Source organism: Pantoea sp. Ae19-2 (genome assembly GCF_059801205.1).
Genome location: NZ_JBCHWE010000001.1, coordinates 4,166,697 through 4,183,453 on the forward strand (window position 1 = coordinate 4,166,697; position 16,757 = coordinate 4,183,453).

Consider the following 16,757-nt stretch of genomic DNA (forward strand, 5'->3'; position numbering starts at 1 on the left):
CGGGCAGCGCTACGTTATGCGCGTAAGCGGATTAACGCATCGTCACAAACTCTTCTGCCGCCGTCGGGTGAATCGCCACGGTGTTATCAAAGTCTTTCTTGGTCGCGCCCATTTTCAACGCCACCGCAAAGCCCTGCAGCATCTCGTCCATTCCGCCGCCGATGCCGTGAATACCCACAATCTTCTCCTCCGGGCCGACGCAGACTAACTTCATGCGGCACGGCTGGCGATGTTGGGTCACCGCGGTATACATTGCGGTAAAGGACGATTTGTAGACTTTTACCTGGTCATTACCGTACTGCTCGCGCGCCTGCGGTTCCGTCAGGCCCACGGTGCCGATCGGCGGATGGCTGAACACCACGGTAGGAATATTGCTGTAATCCAGGTGCTCATCGGGTTTGTTATTAAACAGCCGCTCAGACAGGCGACGACCTGCCGCCACCGCTACCGGCGTCAGCTCAACGGCGCCGGTATTATCACCAACGGCATAAACGCCTGGCACGTTGGTATTCTGGAATTTATCGACCTTGATATAGCCTTTTTCATCCAGCGCAACGCCCGCCGCCTCGATATTCAGGCTGTCGGTTTCCGGCACCCGGCCAATCGCCCAGACCAGGCAATCCACGGTGTATTCACTGCCGTTTTCCAACTGCAGCGTCAGGCTACCATCGGCATTTTTCACGACGGCTTTTGGTGTCGCCTCGGTATGCAGCGTTGGGCCTTCCGCATTCATGACCTCAACCAGCGTATCGGTAATCAGCGGATCAAAGCTGCGCAGCGGGGCATGTTTACGGACGAATAAATGGGTTTCCGAGCCCAGCGCATTGACCACGCCTGCCAGCTCAACCGCGATATAACCGGCACCGATCACCGCGGTCCGTTTTGGCAGCGCATCCAGTTCAAAGAAGCCGTCTGAATCAATTCCGTATTCCGCTCCGGGGATAGAGGGATGGCTCGGACGTCCCCCGGTGGCGATCAAAATATGGTCGGCCGTAATGGTTTCGCCATTGACTTCAACGGTATGCGCATCAATAAAACGGGCAAAGCCGGTGATGACATCGACCTTATTTTTCCCCAGAACATTGTCGTATGATTGGTGAATACGGTCGATGTAGGCGCTGCGGTTTTTGACCAGCGTGCCCCAGTCGAAGCGGTTTACCGTAGTATCAAAACCATAATCAGGCCCGTAAAGATGAATGGCCTCGGCGATTTGCGCGGCATGCCACATGACTTTTTTCGGCACACAGCCTACGTTGACGCAGGTTCCGCCAAGCGCTTTGGCTTCTATCAAGGCACACTTCTGGCCATAGCTTGCTGCACGGTTAATCGAAGCAATACCGCCGCTGCCGCCGCCGATGGCGAGATAGTCATAATGTCGGGTCATTGAAGTATCATCCGGTTACATGGAAATTGATATAGAGTGTAACGCCGCAGGGCACGGTGTCGCAAAAATTGCGCCTATGATTGTAACAGGCCATATTTTTCCACTACTTACAGAGAAGCATAGCATGCACCTGACTTTTCTTGGCACGGGCGGTGGCGCGCCCAGCTTGCAGCGTAACGTCACCGCCATTGCCTTCACCCGGGCAAGCAGTGGCGACACCTGGCTGTTTGACTGTGGTGAAGGCACTCAGCTTCAGTTTATGCGATCCGATCTTAAACCCGGCAAGCTCGATAAAATCTTTATTACCCATTTGCACGGTGACCATATTTTTGGCCTGCCGGGCCTGCTCACCAGCCGTTCAATGGCCGGGCTGACCACGCCGATGACGGTTTACGGCCCAAAAGGACTGAAAGCCTTTGTTGATAGCGCACTTTCCCTGTCCAGCTCGTACACCGACTATCCGCTTGAGGTGATCGAGATTGCGGCGGGCGAGGTGCTGGATGATGGCGAGTTTCGTGTCACGGCCTGGCCGATGAATCACACTATTGACTGCTTTGGCTATCGTATTGAACAGCGAGACAAGCCCGGCTTTCTGGATGCCGCACGTCTCAAAGCGGAAGGTGTGCCACGTGGCCCGTGGTATCAACAGCTGAAGCAGGGAGAACGTATTACGCTGGAAGATGGACGCACCATTGATGGCGCGGCGTATTTGGGGCCGTCCACCAAAGGAAAAACCCTGGCGATTTTTGGCGATACGGCACCCACCGAGGTGGCGTTACAGCTGGCGGCCAATGTGGATGTGATGGTGCACGAAACCACGCTGGAGGATGCGCTGGCGGAAAAAGCCAACGGGCGCGGTCACTCAACTACCGTGCAGGCCGCTACAGTAGCAAAGCAGGCCGGTGCAAAACGGATGATCGCCACGCATTTTAGCTCACGCTATCTCGCCAGAGATATGACGCGTTTGCTGGCAGAGTGCCAGGCCATTTTCCCCGAAACCGAGATGGCGTATGACCTGGCCGTCTTTACGCTGTAACGACTAATGCATCAGTGCCGGGTAGGTAAACAACAACAGATGAACCATGTTGAGTGCAAAATGGCAGGCTGTTGCCAGCCAGAGCCGGCCGCTCCAGTGCCAGACCAGGCCATAAATGAGCCCGGCCAGTCCGGCAAATATCATCAGCAGTACGCCGCCGGACGCATGCGCCAGGCCAAACAGCAAGGCGGTGGCCACCAGGGCGATTGTGCCGCCCCATTTCTGGCGCAGCCGCTGCTGTAGATAGCCACGAAAAAATGCTTCTTCTGCCAGCGAGACAAAAAACAGGTTGGCCAGTGCGAACGCGCCCAGCCAGTCAGGCAGGTGTGGCTCAAACGCCAGGCCACCCAGTCCTACCGCGCTGACTAACAGCAGCGGAATCGCCGCCACGGGTACCAGCCATAACAGAGGCGTGGGCGGTGGGTGCGCTTCGGCTTTGAACAGCGTCGGCATACAGGCCAGCAACAGGAAGGGGATCAGGGCTTTGTCAAAATTAAACGAAAAAGAGAAGGGCAGGCTGCGTGCGCCTACCTGAACGGCATCGATTTGACGCGGATTGTTAAAGCCGGGAATAACATGCAGCAGCAGCGCAGCGGCCATCACGACCAGGAGCACCTCGCTTATGCCCTGCCACAAGCGACTGCGGCGATCGTAAATACGAAACGCGACCAGCGCTGCCACCGCAGCAAAAACGAGGGTAACGGGCCAGTCCAGCACGTTCTGGTACACACCCAGAGCCGTTGCCAGTGCCAGCAGTAACAGAGAGAGGCGTTTCGCCGGTTGCAGAGCCGCCAGGGCGCCTGCCAGAATAATCCACATAAAAATGACCTGCGATATCACGCCGCCGTAACTGAACCGGCGACGCTAAACGGGAAAGGCGTTATTCAGGAACGATCTGGTTTACGCTGAAATGACCTGTACCTGCCGGTACCAGTTTCTGGTGTAACCACGGCAGCAGCGTATTCATCTGATCGGCCAGCTTCCAGGGGGGATTGATCACAATCATGCCGGAGGCTGTCATCCCGCGCTGATCGCTGTCAGGACGCACGGCCAGTTCAATTTGCAGGATATTTCGAATGCCGGTCGCCTGCAGATCGCGCAGCATATGCTTGATTTGCTGACGCATGACAACCGGATACCACAGGGCATAAACGCCGGTGCCAAAGCGCTTGTGGCCTTCCTGAATGCCTTTGACGACCGCCTGGTAATCACTCTTCATTTCATAAGGCGGATCGATCAGCACCAGCCCACGGCGTGAAAGCGGGGGCAGCTTTGATTTTAACTGCTGATAGCCATCGGCCTTTTCAACGCGCGCGCGGCTGTCTTTACTGAACTCAGTGCGCAGCATGGGAAAATCGCTGGAATGCAGCTCGGTCAGTTGAATCTTATCTTCCGGGCGAAGCAAGTGGCGGGCGATCAGGGGGGAGCCTGGATAGTAACGCAGCGTTCCACTGCGGTTCAGGGCATGAATCGCATCAAAATAGGGTTGCAGCAGTGCGGGCGCATCCGGCTGCTGCCAGATGCGTCCAATGCCTTCCAGATACTCGCCGGTACGCTCTGCATGCTCGCCGCTCAGTTGATAACGTCCTGCGCCTGCATGTGTATCAAGATAGAAAAACGGTTTTTCTTTCTCTTTCAGGGCGGTGATGATGAGGCTTTGTACGGTGTGCTTAAGCACATCGGCATGGTTGCCGGCGTGAAAACTGTGGCGATAACTCAGCATAAAAAAGGGGATTTCCGCGGTTGAAGCTAAAAATAGTGATATTGGCCCGATTATACCGACAGACGGGAATAATTGCTGGCATTTCGCGCATCCGTCGCCCGTGAAGCCGGTTTTCCCTGTTCAGACCGCTTTACACTTTGCATAGCAATCTGCCACAGGCTGTTAACCTCCGTTACGTATTCAGCGACAGGAAAGTGATAGCCTGTTTTGGCGTCAGCTATGATTGATCTCATTGTCAGAAGGATCACTATTCGCACCATTGTTGAAATCACCGCCGGTCGCGCCATTGATTTTCGTGATATCCGACCGCATGTTAATTAAATTGCGTCGCGCGAGCCGTCGCGCCCCACACATTGTTAAAGGACTGCGCTATGACCAATCCGTTACTCACCTCGTTCACACTTCCCCCGTTTTCAGCGATTAAGCCTGAACATGTGGTGCCCGCCGTAACCGACGTTTTGAATGAATGCCGCGCAATGGTGGAAAAAGTGGTGGCGCAAGGCGCACCTTACACCTGGGATAACCTGGTTCAGCCGCTGGCAGAAACCGATGACCGCCTGAGCCGTATCTTTTCACCGGTCAGCCATCTGAACTCGGTTAAAAACAGTCCGGAACTGCGCGAAGCCTACGAACAAACGCTGCCGCTGCTGTCTGAATACAGTACCTGGGTGGGCCAACACGAAGGGCTTTATCAGGCCTACCGCGATCTGAAAGAAGGCAGTCATTATGCTTCGCTGGATCAGGCAAAGCAGAAAGCGGTCGATAACGCACTGCGTGATTTTGAGCTTTCCGGTATCGGTCTGGAAAAAGACAAGCAGCAGCGTTACGGCGAAATTGCCGCGCGTCTTTCCGAGCTGGGCTCGGCCTACAGTAACAACGTGCTTGATTCCACAATGGGCTGGAGCAAGCTGATTACGGACGAAAGCGAGCTGGCGGGCATGCCGGAAAGCGCGCTGGCCGCAGCGAAAGCCCAGGCGGAAGCCAAAGGGCAGGAAGGCTGGTTACTGACGCTGGATATCCCCAGCTATCTGCCGGTCATGACCTATTGCGATAATGCCGCGCTGCGCGAAGAGATGTACCGCGCCTATTCGACCCGCGCCTCCGATCAAGGCCCTAACGCGGGTAAATGGGATAACGGTCCGATTATGGCGGAAGAGCTGGCGCTGCGGCACGAGCTGGCGCAGCTGCTGGGCTTCGACTCCTTCGCGGATAAATCCCTGGCCACCAAGATGGCACAGAGCCCGGCACAGGTGATCGATTTCCTGAACGATCTGGCCGATCGCGCCCGTCCACAGGGTGAGAAAGAGCTGGCGCAGCTGCGCGCTTTTGCGCAGAAAGCGTTCGGCGTAGAAACCATGAACCCATGGGATCTCAGCTACTACGGCGAAAAGCAGAAGCAGCATCTTTATACCATCAGCGATGAACAGCTGCGCCCTTACTTCCCGGAGTCGCGTGCAGTGTCCGGCCTGTTTGAAGTGGTGAAGCGCATTTACGGTATTACTGCGAAAGAGCGCACTGACGTCGATGTTTACCATCCGGATGTCCGCTTCTTTGATCTGTTCGATGAAAGCGGCGAGCTGCGCGGCAGTTTCTATCTCGATCTCTATGCTCGCGAACACAAACGCGGCGGCGCATGGATGGACGACTGCGTGGGCCAAATGCGTAAAGCGGACGGGAGCCTGCAAAAACCGGTGGCTTACCTGACCTGTAACTTCAACCGTCCGGTAAGCGGCAAGCCTGCGCTGTTTACGCATGACGAAGTGATTACCCTGTTCCACGAGTTCGGTCACGGCCTGCACCATATGCTGACGCGCATCGAGGCGGCGGGCGTGTCCGGCATTAATGGCGTGCCATGGGACGCCGTGGAACTGCCTAGCCAGTTCATGGAGAACTGGTGCTGGGAGCCGGAAGCACTGGCGTTTATTTCGGGGCACTACGAAACCGGTGAGCCACTGCCTAAAGAACTGTTGGACAAAATGCTGGCGGCGAAAAACTACCAGGCGGCGCTGTTTATCCTGCGCCAGCTTGAGTTCGGCCTGTTCGACTTCCGCCTGCATACCGAATTCAATCCGGAAAAAGGTGCACAGATTCTCGAAACCCTGCGCGAAGTGAAAAGCAAAGTCGCCGTGGTCCCCAGCCCGGAGTGGGGACGTTTCCCTCATGCCTTCAGCCATATCTTTGCGGGTGGCTATGCAGCGGGCTATTACAGCTATCTGTGGGCCGATGTGCTGGCAGCAGATGCCTATTCGCGCTTTGAAGAAGAGGGGATTTTCAACCGGGAAACCGGGCAGTCCTTCCTCGACAATATTCTGACGCGCGGCGGGTCAGAAGAACCGATGGAGCTGTTTAAACGCTTCCGTGGCCGTGAACCACAGCTGGATGCCATGCTGGAACACTACGGTATTCAGGGATAAGCCGTACGTGAAAATCTGTTTGCTTGATGAGACAGGCGCCGGTGACGGCGCCTTACCTGTTTTAGCCGCACGCTGGCAACTGACGCACTGTGATGACGCCGCGCTGGCGCTGGTGAAGACCGCCACACATCTTGAACTGCGCAAACGGGATGAGCCCAAACTGGGGGGCATCTTTGTGGATTTCGCCTCCGGTGCCCTGGCACATCGACGTCGTTTTGGCGGTGGCCGCGGTGAAGCCGTCGCGAAAGCGGTGGGGATAAAAGGGACCTACCTGCCCGATGTGGTGGACGCCACCGCCGGATTAGGACGGGATGCTTTTGTGCTGGCCGCGCTGGGCTGTCGGGTTCGCATGCTGGAGCGCCATCCGGTGGTGGCCGCACTGCTGGAGGACGGGCTGACGCGTGGCTATGAAGATGCAGAAATTGGCGGCTGGTTGCGCGAACGCCTGACGCTGATTCATGCTTCCAGCATTCAGGCTCTGACCGATATTACCCCGCAGCCGGACGTGGTATATCTCGATCCTATGTATCCCCATCGGCAAAAAAGCGCCATGGTAAAAAAAGAGATGCGGGTCTTTCAGTCGCTGGTGGGGGCGGATGAAGATGCCGACGCACTGCTGGCACCGGCTCGCCGTCTGGCAAAGAAACGTATTGTGGTGAAGCGTCCCGACTACGCGCCACCGCTGGCCGGTGTTGCCACGCAGTCTGCGGTGGTCACCAAAAGCCACCGCTTCGATATCTATCCGCCTCTGTCTTAATCGTGGTTTTAAGCCGGTCGGCACCTCAGTCGCACCGGCTTAACGCTCGCGAATTATTCATCCTCTTCGTCACGCAGCGGCACAATCAGCATGTCGATGTGCACGGTATTGATCAACTGGCGGGCAGACGACATCAGCTTGCTCCAGAAATCCTGATGATGACCGCACACCACCATGTCCACATCGTATTTCTTAATCGCATCCACCAGCACCTGCCCCAGGTCGCCACTGCCGCTCAGGGTTTCGGTGATAGGGTAGCCCGCGGCATCGGACAGGCTTTTTAGCGCCAGATGCGTTTCCTCAGAAATACGCTTTTGCATATCTCCCAGGTTGACATCAATCAGGCCGGTGTAGAGATCCGAGTAATTAACATCGACATGAATCAGCGAGATTTTTGCGTCGTAAGGGCGCGCGAGTGAGACAGCTTTATCCACTAACAACTGGCTTTCTGGCGAAAGATCGACTGCAATCAGGATATGTTTATAAGCCATGATATTACTCCTTCCACGAGATTCAGAATGGCAGCGGTTTCCAGACGCGTCACAGTTGCGAAATCCATTGCGCGAACGGGCGATGAGCGCCACCGAGATGATTAATGTACAGCACAGGCGATGATGTTGTTATACCTGAAAGTATAGCCCTGTGTGTTAACAAATGCTTCTGAAGCCGCCTGGGTTGTGAATAAGATCAATGATGAACGATTTTTACTCGTATAAAACGAAAATCCTCGCTGGTAAAAAATTGAACATTTCTCCTAAACTGAAAAAAGCAGCCTGCGTCACACGGTTGCTACTTTTCTGATGATTCAAAATAAAACTACAAATCGCTTTACGGGGTTGTTGGCTAATTCTGCAGGGACTGTTCAACAGGTTGCGCGCTCAGCACCCTGCTGCGGTGCCGGTAAGGAGGATGACATGATCAGCACTATCGCGCTTTTTTGGGCTCTTTGTGTGGTATGTATTGTGAATATGGCGCGCTATTTCTCATCGCTGCGTGCGCTGTTGGTGGTTCTGCGTGGCTGTGATCCGCTGCTCTATCAGTATGTTGATGGCGCGGGGTTTTTCACATCCCATGGTCAGCCCGGCAAGCAGGTGAGGCTGGTGCGTTACATCTGGGCTAGGCGCTATCTTGATCATCATGACGACGAATTCATTCGCCGGTGTGAGCGGGTGAGAGGTCTGTTTATCTTAACCAGTTCACTGTGTGGATTGGTGATTATCAGCCTGATTGCGCTGGCCATCTGGCATTAAAAAGGGCGACCGAAGTCGCCCTGGTATGACGCCGAATCAGATGAGTTTCAGCGCTATCCAGTAGAGCGAACCCGATAACAAAATACAGACCGGCAGGGTAAATACCCACGCCATGGCGATGTTTTTGATGGTTTTGCTCTGCAAGCCGCCACCGTCAACCAGCATGGTGCCGGCAACGGAAGAAGAGAGGATATGCGTGGTGGAGACCGGCATGCCGGTGTAGCTGGCAATGCCTATCGACACGGCTGCCGTCACCTGCGCAGACATGCCCTGCGCATAGGTCATGCCCTTCTTACCAATTTTCTCACCGATGGTGGTGGCCACGCGACGCCAGCCGATCATGGTGCCGACGCCTAATGCCAGCGCAACCGCCATGATGATCCATACCGGCGCGTACTCAATGGTGTTCAACAGATCGCCTTTGAGCTTGCCCAGGAAACGTTTATCGTCTGGAGAGGTTTCCGGCAGCTTCGCCGCTTTATCGGCGGTGTCGGAAATACACAGCAGCAGGCGACGCATCTGACTACGCTGCTCGACGGACAGATCGCTGTAGCTTTGCAGGTTGTTCAGCAGCAACTGAGCACGTTGCACGGCCTGCAGCGCACGTGCACTGTCGCAATGAAACTCTGTCGATGATACCGGCGCCACTTCTTCCGGCGTAGGCAGCTTAGGCGGCGCCATCTCGATGATGTGGTTCAGTGAGGCCTGGTGCTGTTGATAATACTGCTCAAGATGATTGACCGCGTCCCGTGTACGCGTAATGTCATAACCCGATGCGTTCATATTCACCACGAAGCCGGCTGGCGCAACGCCTATCAGAACCAGCATGATCAGGCCAATGCCTTTCTGCCCGTCGTTCGCACCGTGTGAATAACTGACACCAATGGCGGAGATAATCAGTGCCGTGCGCGTCCAGAAAGGCGGTTTTTTCTTGCCATCAATCTTCTCGCGATCGGCGGGCGTCATATGAATACGCGCACGCTTTTTGGTGTTACTCCAGTAACGGCGGAGAAGAAAGATTAGGCTGCCCGCTATCACCAGTCCGACAATAGGGGAAAGAATCAGAGACAGGAAAATATTCAGCACTTTCGGGATGTTAAGCGCATCAACGACCGATGTGCCGCTCATCAACGCGTTCGTCAGGCCAATGCCGATAATCGCGCCGATTAAGGTATGGGAACTGGACGCGGGCAGGCCCAAATACCAGGTACCCAGGTTCCAGATAATCGCCGCCAGCAGCATGGAAAAGACCATGGCGAGACCGTGGGCCGATCCGACATTCAGCAGCAGATCGGTAGGCAGCATATGCACGATAGCGTAAGCCACGCTTAATCCGCCGAGCAATACACCAAAGAAGTTGAAGACGCCTGCCATTAAAACGGCAAGCTGCGCCCGCATGGCACGGGTATAGATGACCGTCGCAACCGCGTTGGCCGTATCATGAAAGCCGTTAATTGCTTCGTAAAACAATACAAACAGCAGAGCAAGTATCAGTAACAAGCCGGTGCTAAGATCTAGACCAGCAAACAGATGTAGCATAGACGTTACGCCATTTTTGGAGGACATGAACGCGGCGCATTATCCGCGACAACATGCTGTCTGGGAAAGGAAAATATAGTCATGATTTGGACTAAAAGTGTCAATTAACCCGGTGAACAGATACAAAAGCTATAAAAATTAGCTGGTTACATTGTGACATATTTACGGCAAAATTTTGACACTGGCATCCACAGGAGCAGATCACTACAATCTGCCCCTCTCTTACCTGGTGGGCAAAAGCAGTGGAACAGTTTGACGTTATCGTAATTGGGGCAGGCGCTGCCGGGCTTTTTTGTGCTGCGCAGGCCGGACAGCGTGGTCGCCGCGTGTTACTGCTGGATAACGGCAAGAAGCCGGGACGCAAGATTTTGATGTCTGGCGGTGGGCGCTGCAATTTCACCAATCTCTACACTGAACCGGCCGCTTACCTGTCGAATAATCCCCACTTTTGTAAGTCGGCCCTCGCGCGCTATACCCAATGGGATTTTATCGATCTGGTGAATCGCCACGGTATCGCTTGGCATGAGAAAACCCTGGGGCAGCTGTTTTGCGATGATTCTGCCCAGCAGGTGGTCGATTTATTAATGGCCGAATGTGACAAAGGTGGCGTCACCGTTCGGCTGCGCAGCGAAATACTGAGCGTAACCCGGGATGATGCGGGCTACAGCCTGCAGCTCAACGGCAGCGCGGTTCAGGCTGAGAAGCTGGTCATTGCCAGTGGCGGCCTTTCCATGCCGGGCCTGGGTGCATCACCGTTTGGCTATAAAATTGCTGAGCAGTTTGGGCTGAAGGTGCTGCCCACGCGCGCGGCGCTGGTGCCCTTTACCTTACATAAACCACTCCTGGAACAGTTGCAGACGCTGTCAGGCGTTGCGCTGGATACGACCATTGCGGCAAAAGACGGCACCCTGTTCAAAGAGGCGATGTTGTTCACCCACCGCGGCCTGTCCGGCCCGGCAGTGTTGCAGATTTCCAGCTACTGGCAGCCGGGCGAATACCTCACTGTGGACCTCTCTCCGGCCACCCGTCTTGAGGATTTCCTGACGATTCAACGTGAGGCGCATCCGAATCTGAGCCTGAAAAACAGCCTGGCGAAAATTCTGCCCAAGCGCCTGGTGGAGGTCCTACAGGATATGAACGTCGTGCCGGATGTGACGCTGAAGCAACTTAACCGCAAGCAGCAAACAGAGCTGGTGCAGACGCTGCACGGCTGGCAGGTTCAGCCTAACGGCACCGAAGGTTATCGCACCGCCGAAGTGACCCTCGGTGGCGTTGATACTACTCAACTGTCATCGAAGACAATGGAAGCGCGGGACGTACCGGGGCTGTATTTTATCGGTGAGGTGGTGGACGTGACCGGCTGGCTCGGCGGCTATAATTTCCAGTGGGCCTGGAGTTCGGCCTGGGCCTGCGCCCAGGCGCTGTAAGGTCGCCATCTCGCCCTGCACTCAGGCATAACGCGAAACCGCATAGTCCGCATGGGCAATCTCGGGCGGTTTGCCTGAAATCACATCACTCAACAGCTGGCCGGAGCCGCAGGCCATCGTCCAGCCCAGCGTACCGTGGCCGGTATTCAGCCACAGGTTGCTGAAATGTGTATGGCCGACGATGGGCGTGCCGTCAGGCGTCATGGGACGTAACCCGGTCCAGAAGGTTGCCTGCTCAACGCGACCGCCACGGGGATAAAGGTCGTTCACTACCATTTCGAGTGTTTGCCGTCTGGCAGGCAGCAGGGTGTTGCTGTATCCCACAATTTCCGCCATACCGCCCACGCGAATGCGATCATCAAAGCGCGTAATGGCAATTTTGTAGGTTTCATCCAGCACCGTGGACACCGGCGCGGCTGACGCATCGGCAATGGGGATCGTCAGCGAGTAGCCTTTGAGTGGGTAAACCGGAACAGACATGAGTGGCCGGAGTAATGGCGTGGAGTACGAACCCAGCGCCATGACGTATCCGTCCGCCGTCAGCGTTTTGCTGCCACAGGTCATACCGCTGATCCTGTCTCCCTGTGTCAGCAGCGCATCCACGGTTGTGTTAAAGCGAAAGTCGACGCCCGCCTCGCGCGCCATTGCCGCAAGCCGCTGGGTAAATAACTGGCAATCGCCGGTTTCGTCATTAGGCAGTCGCAGCCCGCCGGTCAGCTTATGCTTAACCGCCGCCAGCGCCGGTTCAACCTCGGCCAGTTGTGAGGCTTCCAGCAGTTGATAAGGAACGCCGGCGTCCTGCAACACGGCGATATCGCGTGCCGCATTGTCAAACTGCTGAGCGGTGCGAAACAGCTGCAGCGTGCCGCCCTGACGTCCTTCATATTCAATGCCCGTGCTGGCCCGCAGTGCTCTGATGCAGTCCCGGCTGTACTCTGCCAGCCTGACCATTCTGGCCTTATTTTCGGCGTAACTCTGCGGATTGCAGTTTTTCAGCATTTGCATCATCCAGGCAAGTTGAAAACGTGAGCCATCCGGGCGCACGGAAAGGGGAGCATGACGCTGTACCATCCATTTCACCGCCTTTAAGGGAACGCCCGGCGCGGCCCAGGGCGCGGCATAGCCTGGGGAAATTTGCCCGGCATTGGCCGCGCTGGTGCCTAATGCCGGACCGGCTTCTTTATCAATCACGGTCACCTGATGTCCGGCCTGCTGCAGATACCAGGCGGTTGTTACGCCCACGACACCACTGCCGAGTACAATAATTTTCATGTTGATCGTTATCCTGCATGCGTTATCGCTCAATGGCGCAGGCGTTGCCTGGGCCATCTGTTCTCGTTGTGGCTTATGCCTGAACCCGGTTTTGTGCCTGCCAGCATCGCACCGCGCTGCCTTTTTCCTGCGACAGGAGTAACTGAGGCACCTCGCAGCCGCTTGTGGCTTGCGGACAGCGGTCGCGGAAATAGCATCCCGTTGGCAGGTGGCGGTTACCCGGTAGCTCGGTGTTCACAGGCGCGCCATCCAGCACTGCGCCGATGCGCGGCACGGACGCCATCAGTAGCTGGGTATAAGGATGTTGCGGGGCGTCAAGGACGCGCTGTGTTTCACCCAGCTCCACAATTTGTCCCAGATACATGACTGCAACGCGATCGCTCATATGGCGCACGACCGACACGTTGTGCGAAATCAGGATATAGGTCAGGTTTTGCTGTTTTTGCAGTTCTACCAGCAGATTCAGAATCTGCGCCTGAACAGAAATATCCAGTGCCGAGGTCGGTTCATCCAGCACGATAATATCGGGCTGCGATGACAGGGCCCGGGCAATCGCGATGCGCTGACGCTGGCCGCCGGAAAACGCATGCGGCGGACGGTCCAGATATTCGGGGCGAATACCGACCTGGTGAGCCAGTGATTCCGCCAATGCGCGCCGCGTTTTTTCTGAAGCACGCGACTGAATCCACACCGGCTCGGTGATAATGCGCCAGACGGGCAGGCGGGGGTCGAGTGAAGAGAGCGGATCCTGAAACACCATTTGCATGCGACGTCCCCGGTTATCGGCAGGCGCTGTTGCCAGTTCGAGCTGGCCTGAGGTTGGGCTGAGCATGCCCATCAACAGTTTCGCCAGGGTGCTTTTTCCACAGCCGGATTCGCCAACAATCCCCAGCGTTTCTCCCTGTCTGACCTCTATATCCAGGCCATTCAGCGCATGGACCTGTTCCGTGACTTTGCCGCGCCAGTTCTTTTTGGCCGGGAAGGTGACATGTACGTTTTGCAGCGTAAGCAGAGCGTCAGACATGCTGCGCCTCCTGTTGTGGATACCAGCAGGCAACCTGCTGCGCGGCGTTGTCGGTAGTATGCAAGCGCGGCGTGGTGGTGCAGCGTTCTCCTGCCGCAAAACAGCGATCGCGAAAGGCACAGCCTGCGGGTAAACAGGCCAGATTAGGCACGGTGCCGGAAATGGATGCCAGCGGAGCACGCGGTTCAATCGCGTCAGGCGAGCAGGCCAGCAGACCAATGGAATAGGGGTGGCGCGGTGAACGCAGCACGGTTTCAGTGACGCCGCTTTCAATGACGGACCCGGCATACATAACGTAGATCCGATCGCACAGCTGTGAAACCACAGCCATATCGTGACTGATAAACAGCACGGCGGTGCCGGTCGCTTCGGCTTTTTGTTTCAACAGGCGCAGTACCTGCCGCTGAACGGTAACATCCAGTGCGGTCGTGGGTTCATCCGCAATCAGCAGGTCTGGCTCACAGGAAAAGGCCAGGGCAATCATGACGCGCTGACGCATTCCGCCTGACAGTTCAAAGGGATAGCGCTCCATAACGTTCTTCGCATCCGCAATTTGCATATCGCCCAGCAGCGTAAGCGCCCGGGCTTTTGCCTCACGGACAGACAGAGGACGATGCTGTCTGATCACATCGACCATCTGTTTGCCAATGCGGCGGGTCGGATTCAGCGCGGTCATGGGCTCCTGAAAAATCATGGCAACACGATTGCCGCGCATTTTGCGCATGTCCACTTCACTCGCGGCGAGAACATCCTGACCCGCCAGCTCCAGCCTGCCGCCTTTGATGTGATAGCTGTGTTCCGGAATGAGCCGCATCGCCAGCATGGCGGTGACGGATTTCCCCGAACCTGATTCGCCGACAACGCCCACAATCTCGCCGCGATTGATGTGCATTGATACGCTATTCAGTACGTTCACCTCTCCCTGATAAACCGGGAAGCTGAGACGTAAATCCTCGATCGTCAGAATTCTTTCTTGCATCAGTTACGTCCTCCCGCTTTGGGGTCCAGCAGGTCCTGGATGCCATCGCCAAACAGATTGAATCCCACCGCTGTGATCAAAATCGCGGCCCCGGGAAAGGTGCAGTACCACCACTGGTCAAGAACATAGTTACGTCCGTTAGCCACCATTGCGCCCCATTCCGCCGTCGGTTGCTGAGCGCCCAGCCCGATAAAACCCAACGTGGCCGCCATCAAAATGGCGCTGCCAATATCCAGGGAGGCTTGCACCACCAAGGGCGGCAGAGCATTGCGCAGGATATGCCAGCTAATCAGGTGCCAGCGCGAAGCACCGAACGTTTTTGCCGCTTCAACAAAGGTATGCTGTTTGACGATTAACGTCTGACCGCGCGCCAGCCGGACATAAAAAGGGATGCGCACAATGGCGATAGCCAGCATGGCGTTGAACAGGCTCGGCCCCAGCGCGGCAGCCAGCGCCATGGTCAGCACCAGAGAAGGAATAGACAGCATGATGTCCATCAGGCGCATAATTATTGCATCGCTGCGGCCACCTAATACGCCGGACAGACAGCCCAGTAACGAGCCGCTTATGCCTGCCAGCAGCACGACCGCCAGCCCTGCCGCGACCGACTGCTGGCTCCCCACCAGGACACGGCTGAACAGATCCCGCCCCACCTCATCAGTCCCGAACCAGTGCGCGGCACTGGGTGGCTGGAGGCGATCGGTCAGGCTAATGGCGTTGGGATCGTGCGGCACAATCCACGGTGAAAACACCATTAATCCCAGCATCAGCGTGATGATGGCGGCACCCAACAGGGTCAGAGGGCTTTTACTCAGCATCCACAGGCGGCGTTTCCAGGCGAACAGGCTGGGTTTTGCCTGACGCACGGCGGGCTGCTCTTGCGTTATCATCATGTTCTACGCTCCCCGACCCATTCGCGGGTCAATCCACAGATAAAGAAGATCCACGAACAGGTTTACCAGCACGTAAGCAAAGGAAACCACGATGGCGAAGCCCATCACCGCCGGGAAATCAAGCGCCTGAATAGAAGACACCACATACGCGCCCATACCTGGCCAGGCAAACACGGTTTCGGTTAATACTGCACCATACAGCAGGTCGCCTAATGCCAGCCCCAGTACGGTTACGGAGGGAATCAGGGCATTGGGCAGGGCATAGCGCACGACGATAGTCCATTTCGGCAGCCCGCTGGCCAGCGCGGTACGAATATAGTCTTCGCTCAACTGCTCCAGCATGGCCGAGCGAATCTGGCGCGCTACAATGCCAAGGTGAACAAAGGCCAGGGTGGTGGCAGGCAGGATCAGATGCTGAAGCGCATTAAAGAAGACTTCGATGTTGCCTTCCAGCAGGGCATCGATCAGATAGAAGCCGGTAACGCGCGTAGGGGGATCGAGCCAGTCATCCAGCCGTCCGCCGCCGGGCAGCAGGTTTAACTTGCCATAGAACAGCACGATCGCCCCCAGGCCCAGCCAGAAGGCCGGTGTGGAAATCCCGGTCAGCGCCAGCAGACGAACCAGATGATCGAGCCAGCGGTTACGATACACCGCAGAGAGCACGCCCAGCGGCACGCCAACGAGCAGGGCGATGGTCAGCGCACAAAAGGCCAGTTCCAGAGTCGCGGGAAAAAACGCCCGCAGATCGTCCAGGACCGGGCGACCTGTCCGGATAGAGGTGCCCAGGTCGCCATGTAACAGCTGCTCCACATAACGGATAAATTGTTGCCATAACGGTAAATCCAGCCCCAACTGCTGACGGATGTGCTGGACGATTTCATCACTGGCGCGGTCGCCCGCCAGCAGCCTGGCAGGATCCCCGGGAATAAGATGCGAAATAATAAATGTAATGACGCAGACGCCGGCGACCACCAACAGTAGTCCCCAGCTACGCTGTCTTAATAAACTCCAGTAACTCATCATGTCTTCCTCAGCAGGGCCAGGCAGGCCCTGCATGAA

Annotated in this window: 15 protein-coding genes; 5 read left to right on the forward strand and 10 right to left on the reverse strand. The window is 56.2% G+C overall.

Annotation, left to right across the window (positions count from 1 at the left end; translation table 11 throughout):
* Nucleotides 1–31: 31 nt before the first annotated feature.
* Nucleotides 32–1,384, reverse strand: coding sequence for a glutathione-disulfide reductase (gorA, locus tag AAIE03_RS19145; protein ID WP_022622539.1), 1,353 nt, complete (start codon nucleotides 1,382–1,384; stop codon nucleotides 32–34).
* Between the two features lie 124 nt (nucleotides 1,385–1,508).
* Here gorA and rnz point away from each other — a divergent pair, with 124 nt between their 5' ends.
* Complete coding sequence (rnz, locus tag AAIE03_RS19150; RefSeq protein ID WP_014604804.1) at nucleotides 1,509–2,420, forward strand: ribonuclease Z; 912 nt, start codon at nucleotides 1,509–1,511, stop codon at nucleotides 2,418–2,420.
* A gap of 3 nt (nucleotides 2,421–2,423) precedes the next feature.
* Here the strand turns inward: rnz and AAIE03_RS19155 are convergent, their stop codons facing one another.
* Together AAIE03_RS19155 and AAIE03_RS19160 are read right to left on the reverse strand one after the other, a co-directional pair.
* Nucleotides 2,424–3,239 carry a CPBP family intramembrane glutamic endopeptidase gene (locus tag AAIE03_RS19155; protein ID WP_145032897.1) on the reverse strand — a complete coding sequence of 272 codons (816 nt, stop codon included), beginning with the start codon at nucleotides 3,237–3,239 and terminating at the stop codon, nucleotides 2,424–2,426.
* A gap of 61 nt (nucleotides 3,240–3,300) precedes the next feature.
* Complete coding sequence (locus AAIE03_RS19160; RefSeq protein WP_013027606.1) at nucleotides 3,301–4,143, reverse strand: 23S rRNA (adenine(2030)-N(6))-methyltransferase RlmJ; 843 nt, start codon at nucleotides 4,141–4,143, stop codon at nucleotides 3,301–3,303.
* 371 nt (nucleotides 4,144–4,514) lie between these two features.
* Between AAIE03_RS19160 and prlC the strand changes: the two genes are divergently transcribed.
* Nucleotides 4,515–6,557 (forward strand): oligopeptidase A, encoded by a 2,043-nt coding sequence (gene prlC, locus AAIE03_RS19165; protein ID WP_210451138.1) that lies wholly within the window; start codon nucleotides 4,515–4,517, stop codon nucleotides 6,555–6,557.
* A gap of 7 nt (nucleotides 6,558–6,564) precedes the next feature.
* A complete protein-coding gene (gene rsmJ / locus AAIE03_RS19170) occupies nucleotides 6,565–7,314 on the forward strand; it encodes a 16S rRNA (guanine(1516)-N(2))-methyltransferase RsmJ (RefSeq protein WP_014604807.1) in 750 nt (249 codons plus the stop codon).
* A gap of 53 nt (nucleotides 7,315–7,367) precedes the next feature.
* Here rsmJ and uspA read toward each other — a convergent pair whose 3' ends face one another.
* Nucleotides 7,368–7,805: a universal stress protein UspA gene (gene uspA / locus AAIE03_RS19175; RefSeq protein WP_014604808.1), complete on the reverse strand. Its 438-nt coding sequence runs from the start codon at nucleotides 7,803–7,805 to the stop codon at nucleotides 7,368–7,370.
* 423 nt (nucleotides 7,806–8,228) lie between these two features.
* Here uspA and uspB point away from each other — a divergent pair, with 423 nt between their 5' ends.
* Nucleotides 8,229–8,564, forward strand: a complete 336-nt coding sequence (gene uspB, locus AAIE03_RS19180) for a universal stress protein UspB (protein ID WP_014604809.1) — start codon at nucleotides 8,229–8,231, stop codon at nucleotides 8,562–8,564.
* A gap of 36 nt (nucleotides 8,565–8,600) precedes the next feature.
* Here the strand turns inward: uspB and pitA are convergent, their stop codons facing one another.
* Nucleotides 8,601–10,103, reverse strand: coding sequence for an inorganic phosphate transporter PitA (gene pitA, locus AAIE03_RS19185; protein ID WP_128574381.1), 1,503 nt, complete (start codon nucleotides 10,101–10,103; stop codon nucleotides 8,601–8,603).
* Between the two features lie 242 nt (nucleotides 10,104–10,345).
* Here pitA and AAIE03_RS19190 point away from each other — a divergent pair, with 242 nt between their 5' ends.
* On the forward strand, nucleotides 10,346–11,530 hold the full coding sequence (locus AAIE03_RS19190) for a BaiN/RdsA family NAD(P)/FAD-dependent oxidoreductase (RefSeq protein ID WP_014604810.1): 1,185 nt from the start codon (nucleotides 10,346–10,348) through the stop codon (nucleotides 11,528–11,530).
* 21 nt (nucleotides 11,531–11,551) lie between these two features.
* Here AAIE03_RS19190 and AAIE03_RS19195 read toward each other — a convergent pair whose 3' ends face one another.
* The 5 genes from AAIE03_RS19195 to AAIE03_RS19215 all read right to left on the reverse strand — a co-directional run bounded on the left by AAIE03_RS19195 (nucleotide 11,552) and on the right by AAIE03_RS19215 (nucleotide 16,718).
* Nucleotides 11,552–12,802 carry a D-amino acid dehydrogenase gene (locus AAIE03_RS19195; RefSeq protein ID WP_110015619.1) on the reverse strand — a complete coding sequence of 417 codons (1,251 nt, stop codon included), beginning with the start codon at nucleotides 12,800–12,802 and terminating at the stop codon, nucleotides 11,552–11,554.
* 73 nt (nucleotides 12,803–12,875) lie between these two features.
* Nucleotides 12,876–13,826: an ABC transporter ATP-binding protein gene (locus AAIE03_RS19200; RefSeq protein WP_210451139.1), complete on the reverse strand. Its 951-nt coding sequence runs from the start codon at nucleotides 13,824–13,826 to the stop codon at nucleotides 12,876–12,878.
* The gene (locus tag AAIE03_RS19205; RefSeq protein WP_013027597.1) at nucleotides 13,819–14,805 is read right to left on the reverse strand and encodes an ABC transporter ATP-binding protein; all 987 of its coding nucleotides are present in this window, start codon (nucleotides 14,803–14,805) and stop codon (nucleotides 13,819–13,821) included. Before AAIE03_RS19205 ends, AAIE03_RS19200 begins: the two co-directional genes overlap by 8 nt.
* Entirely contained in the window at nucleotides 14,805–15,698 is an 894-nt protein-coding gene (ddpC, locus tag AAIE03_RS19210) for a D,D-dipeptide ABC transporter permease (RefSeq protein WP_014594822.1), read from the reverse strand. Before ddpC ends, AAIE03_RS19205 begins: the two co-directional genes overlap by 1 nt.
* 3 nt (nucleotides 15,699–15,701) lie before the next feature.
* Nucleotides 15,702–16,718, reverse strand: coding sequence for an ABC transporter permease (locus tag AAIE03_RS19215; protein WP_026021054.1), 1,017 nt, complete (start codon nucleotides 16,716–16,718; stop codon nucleotides 15,702–15,704).
* Nucleotides 16,719–16,757: the final 39 nt, after the last annotated feature.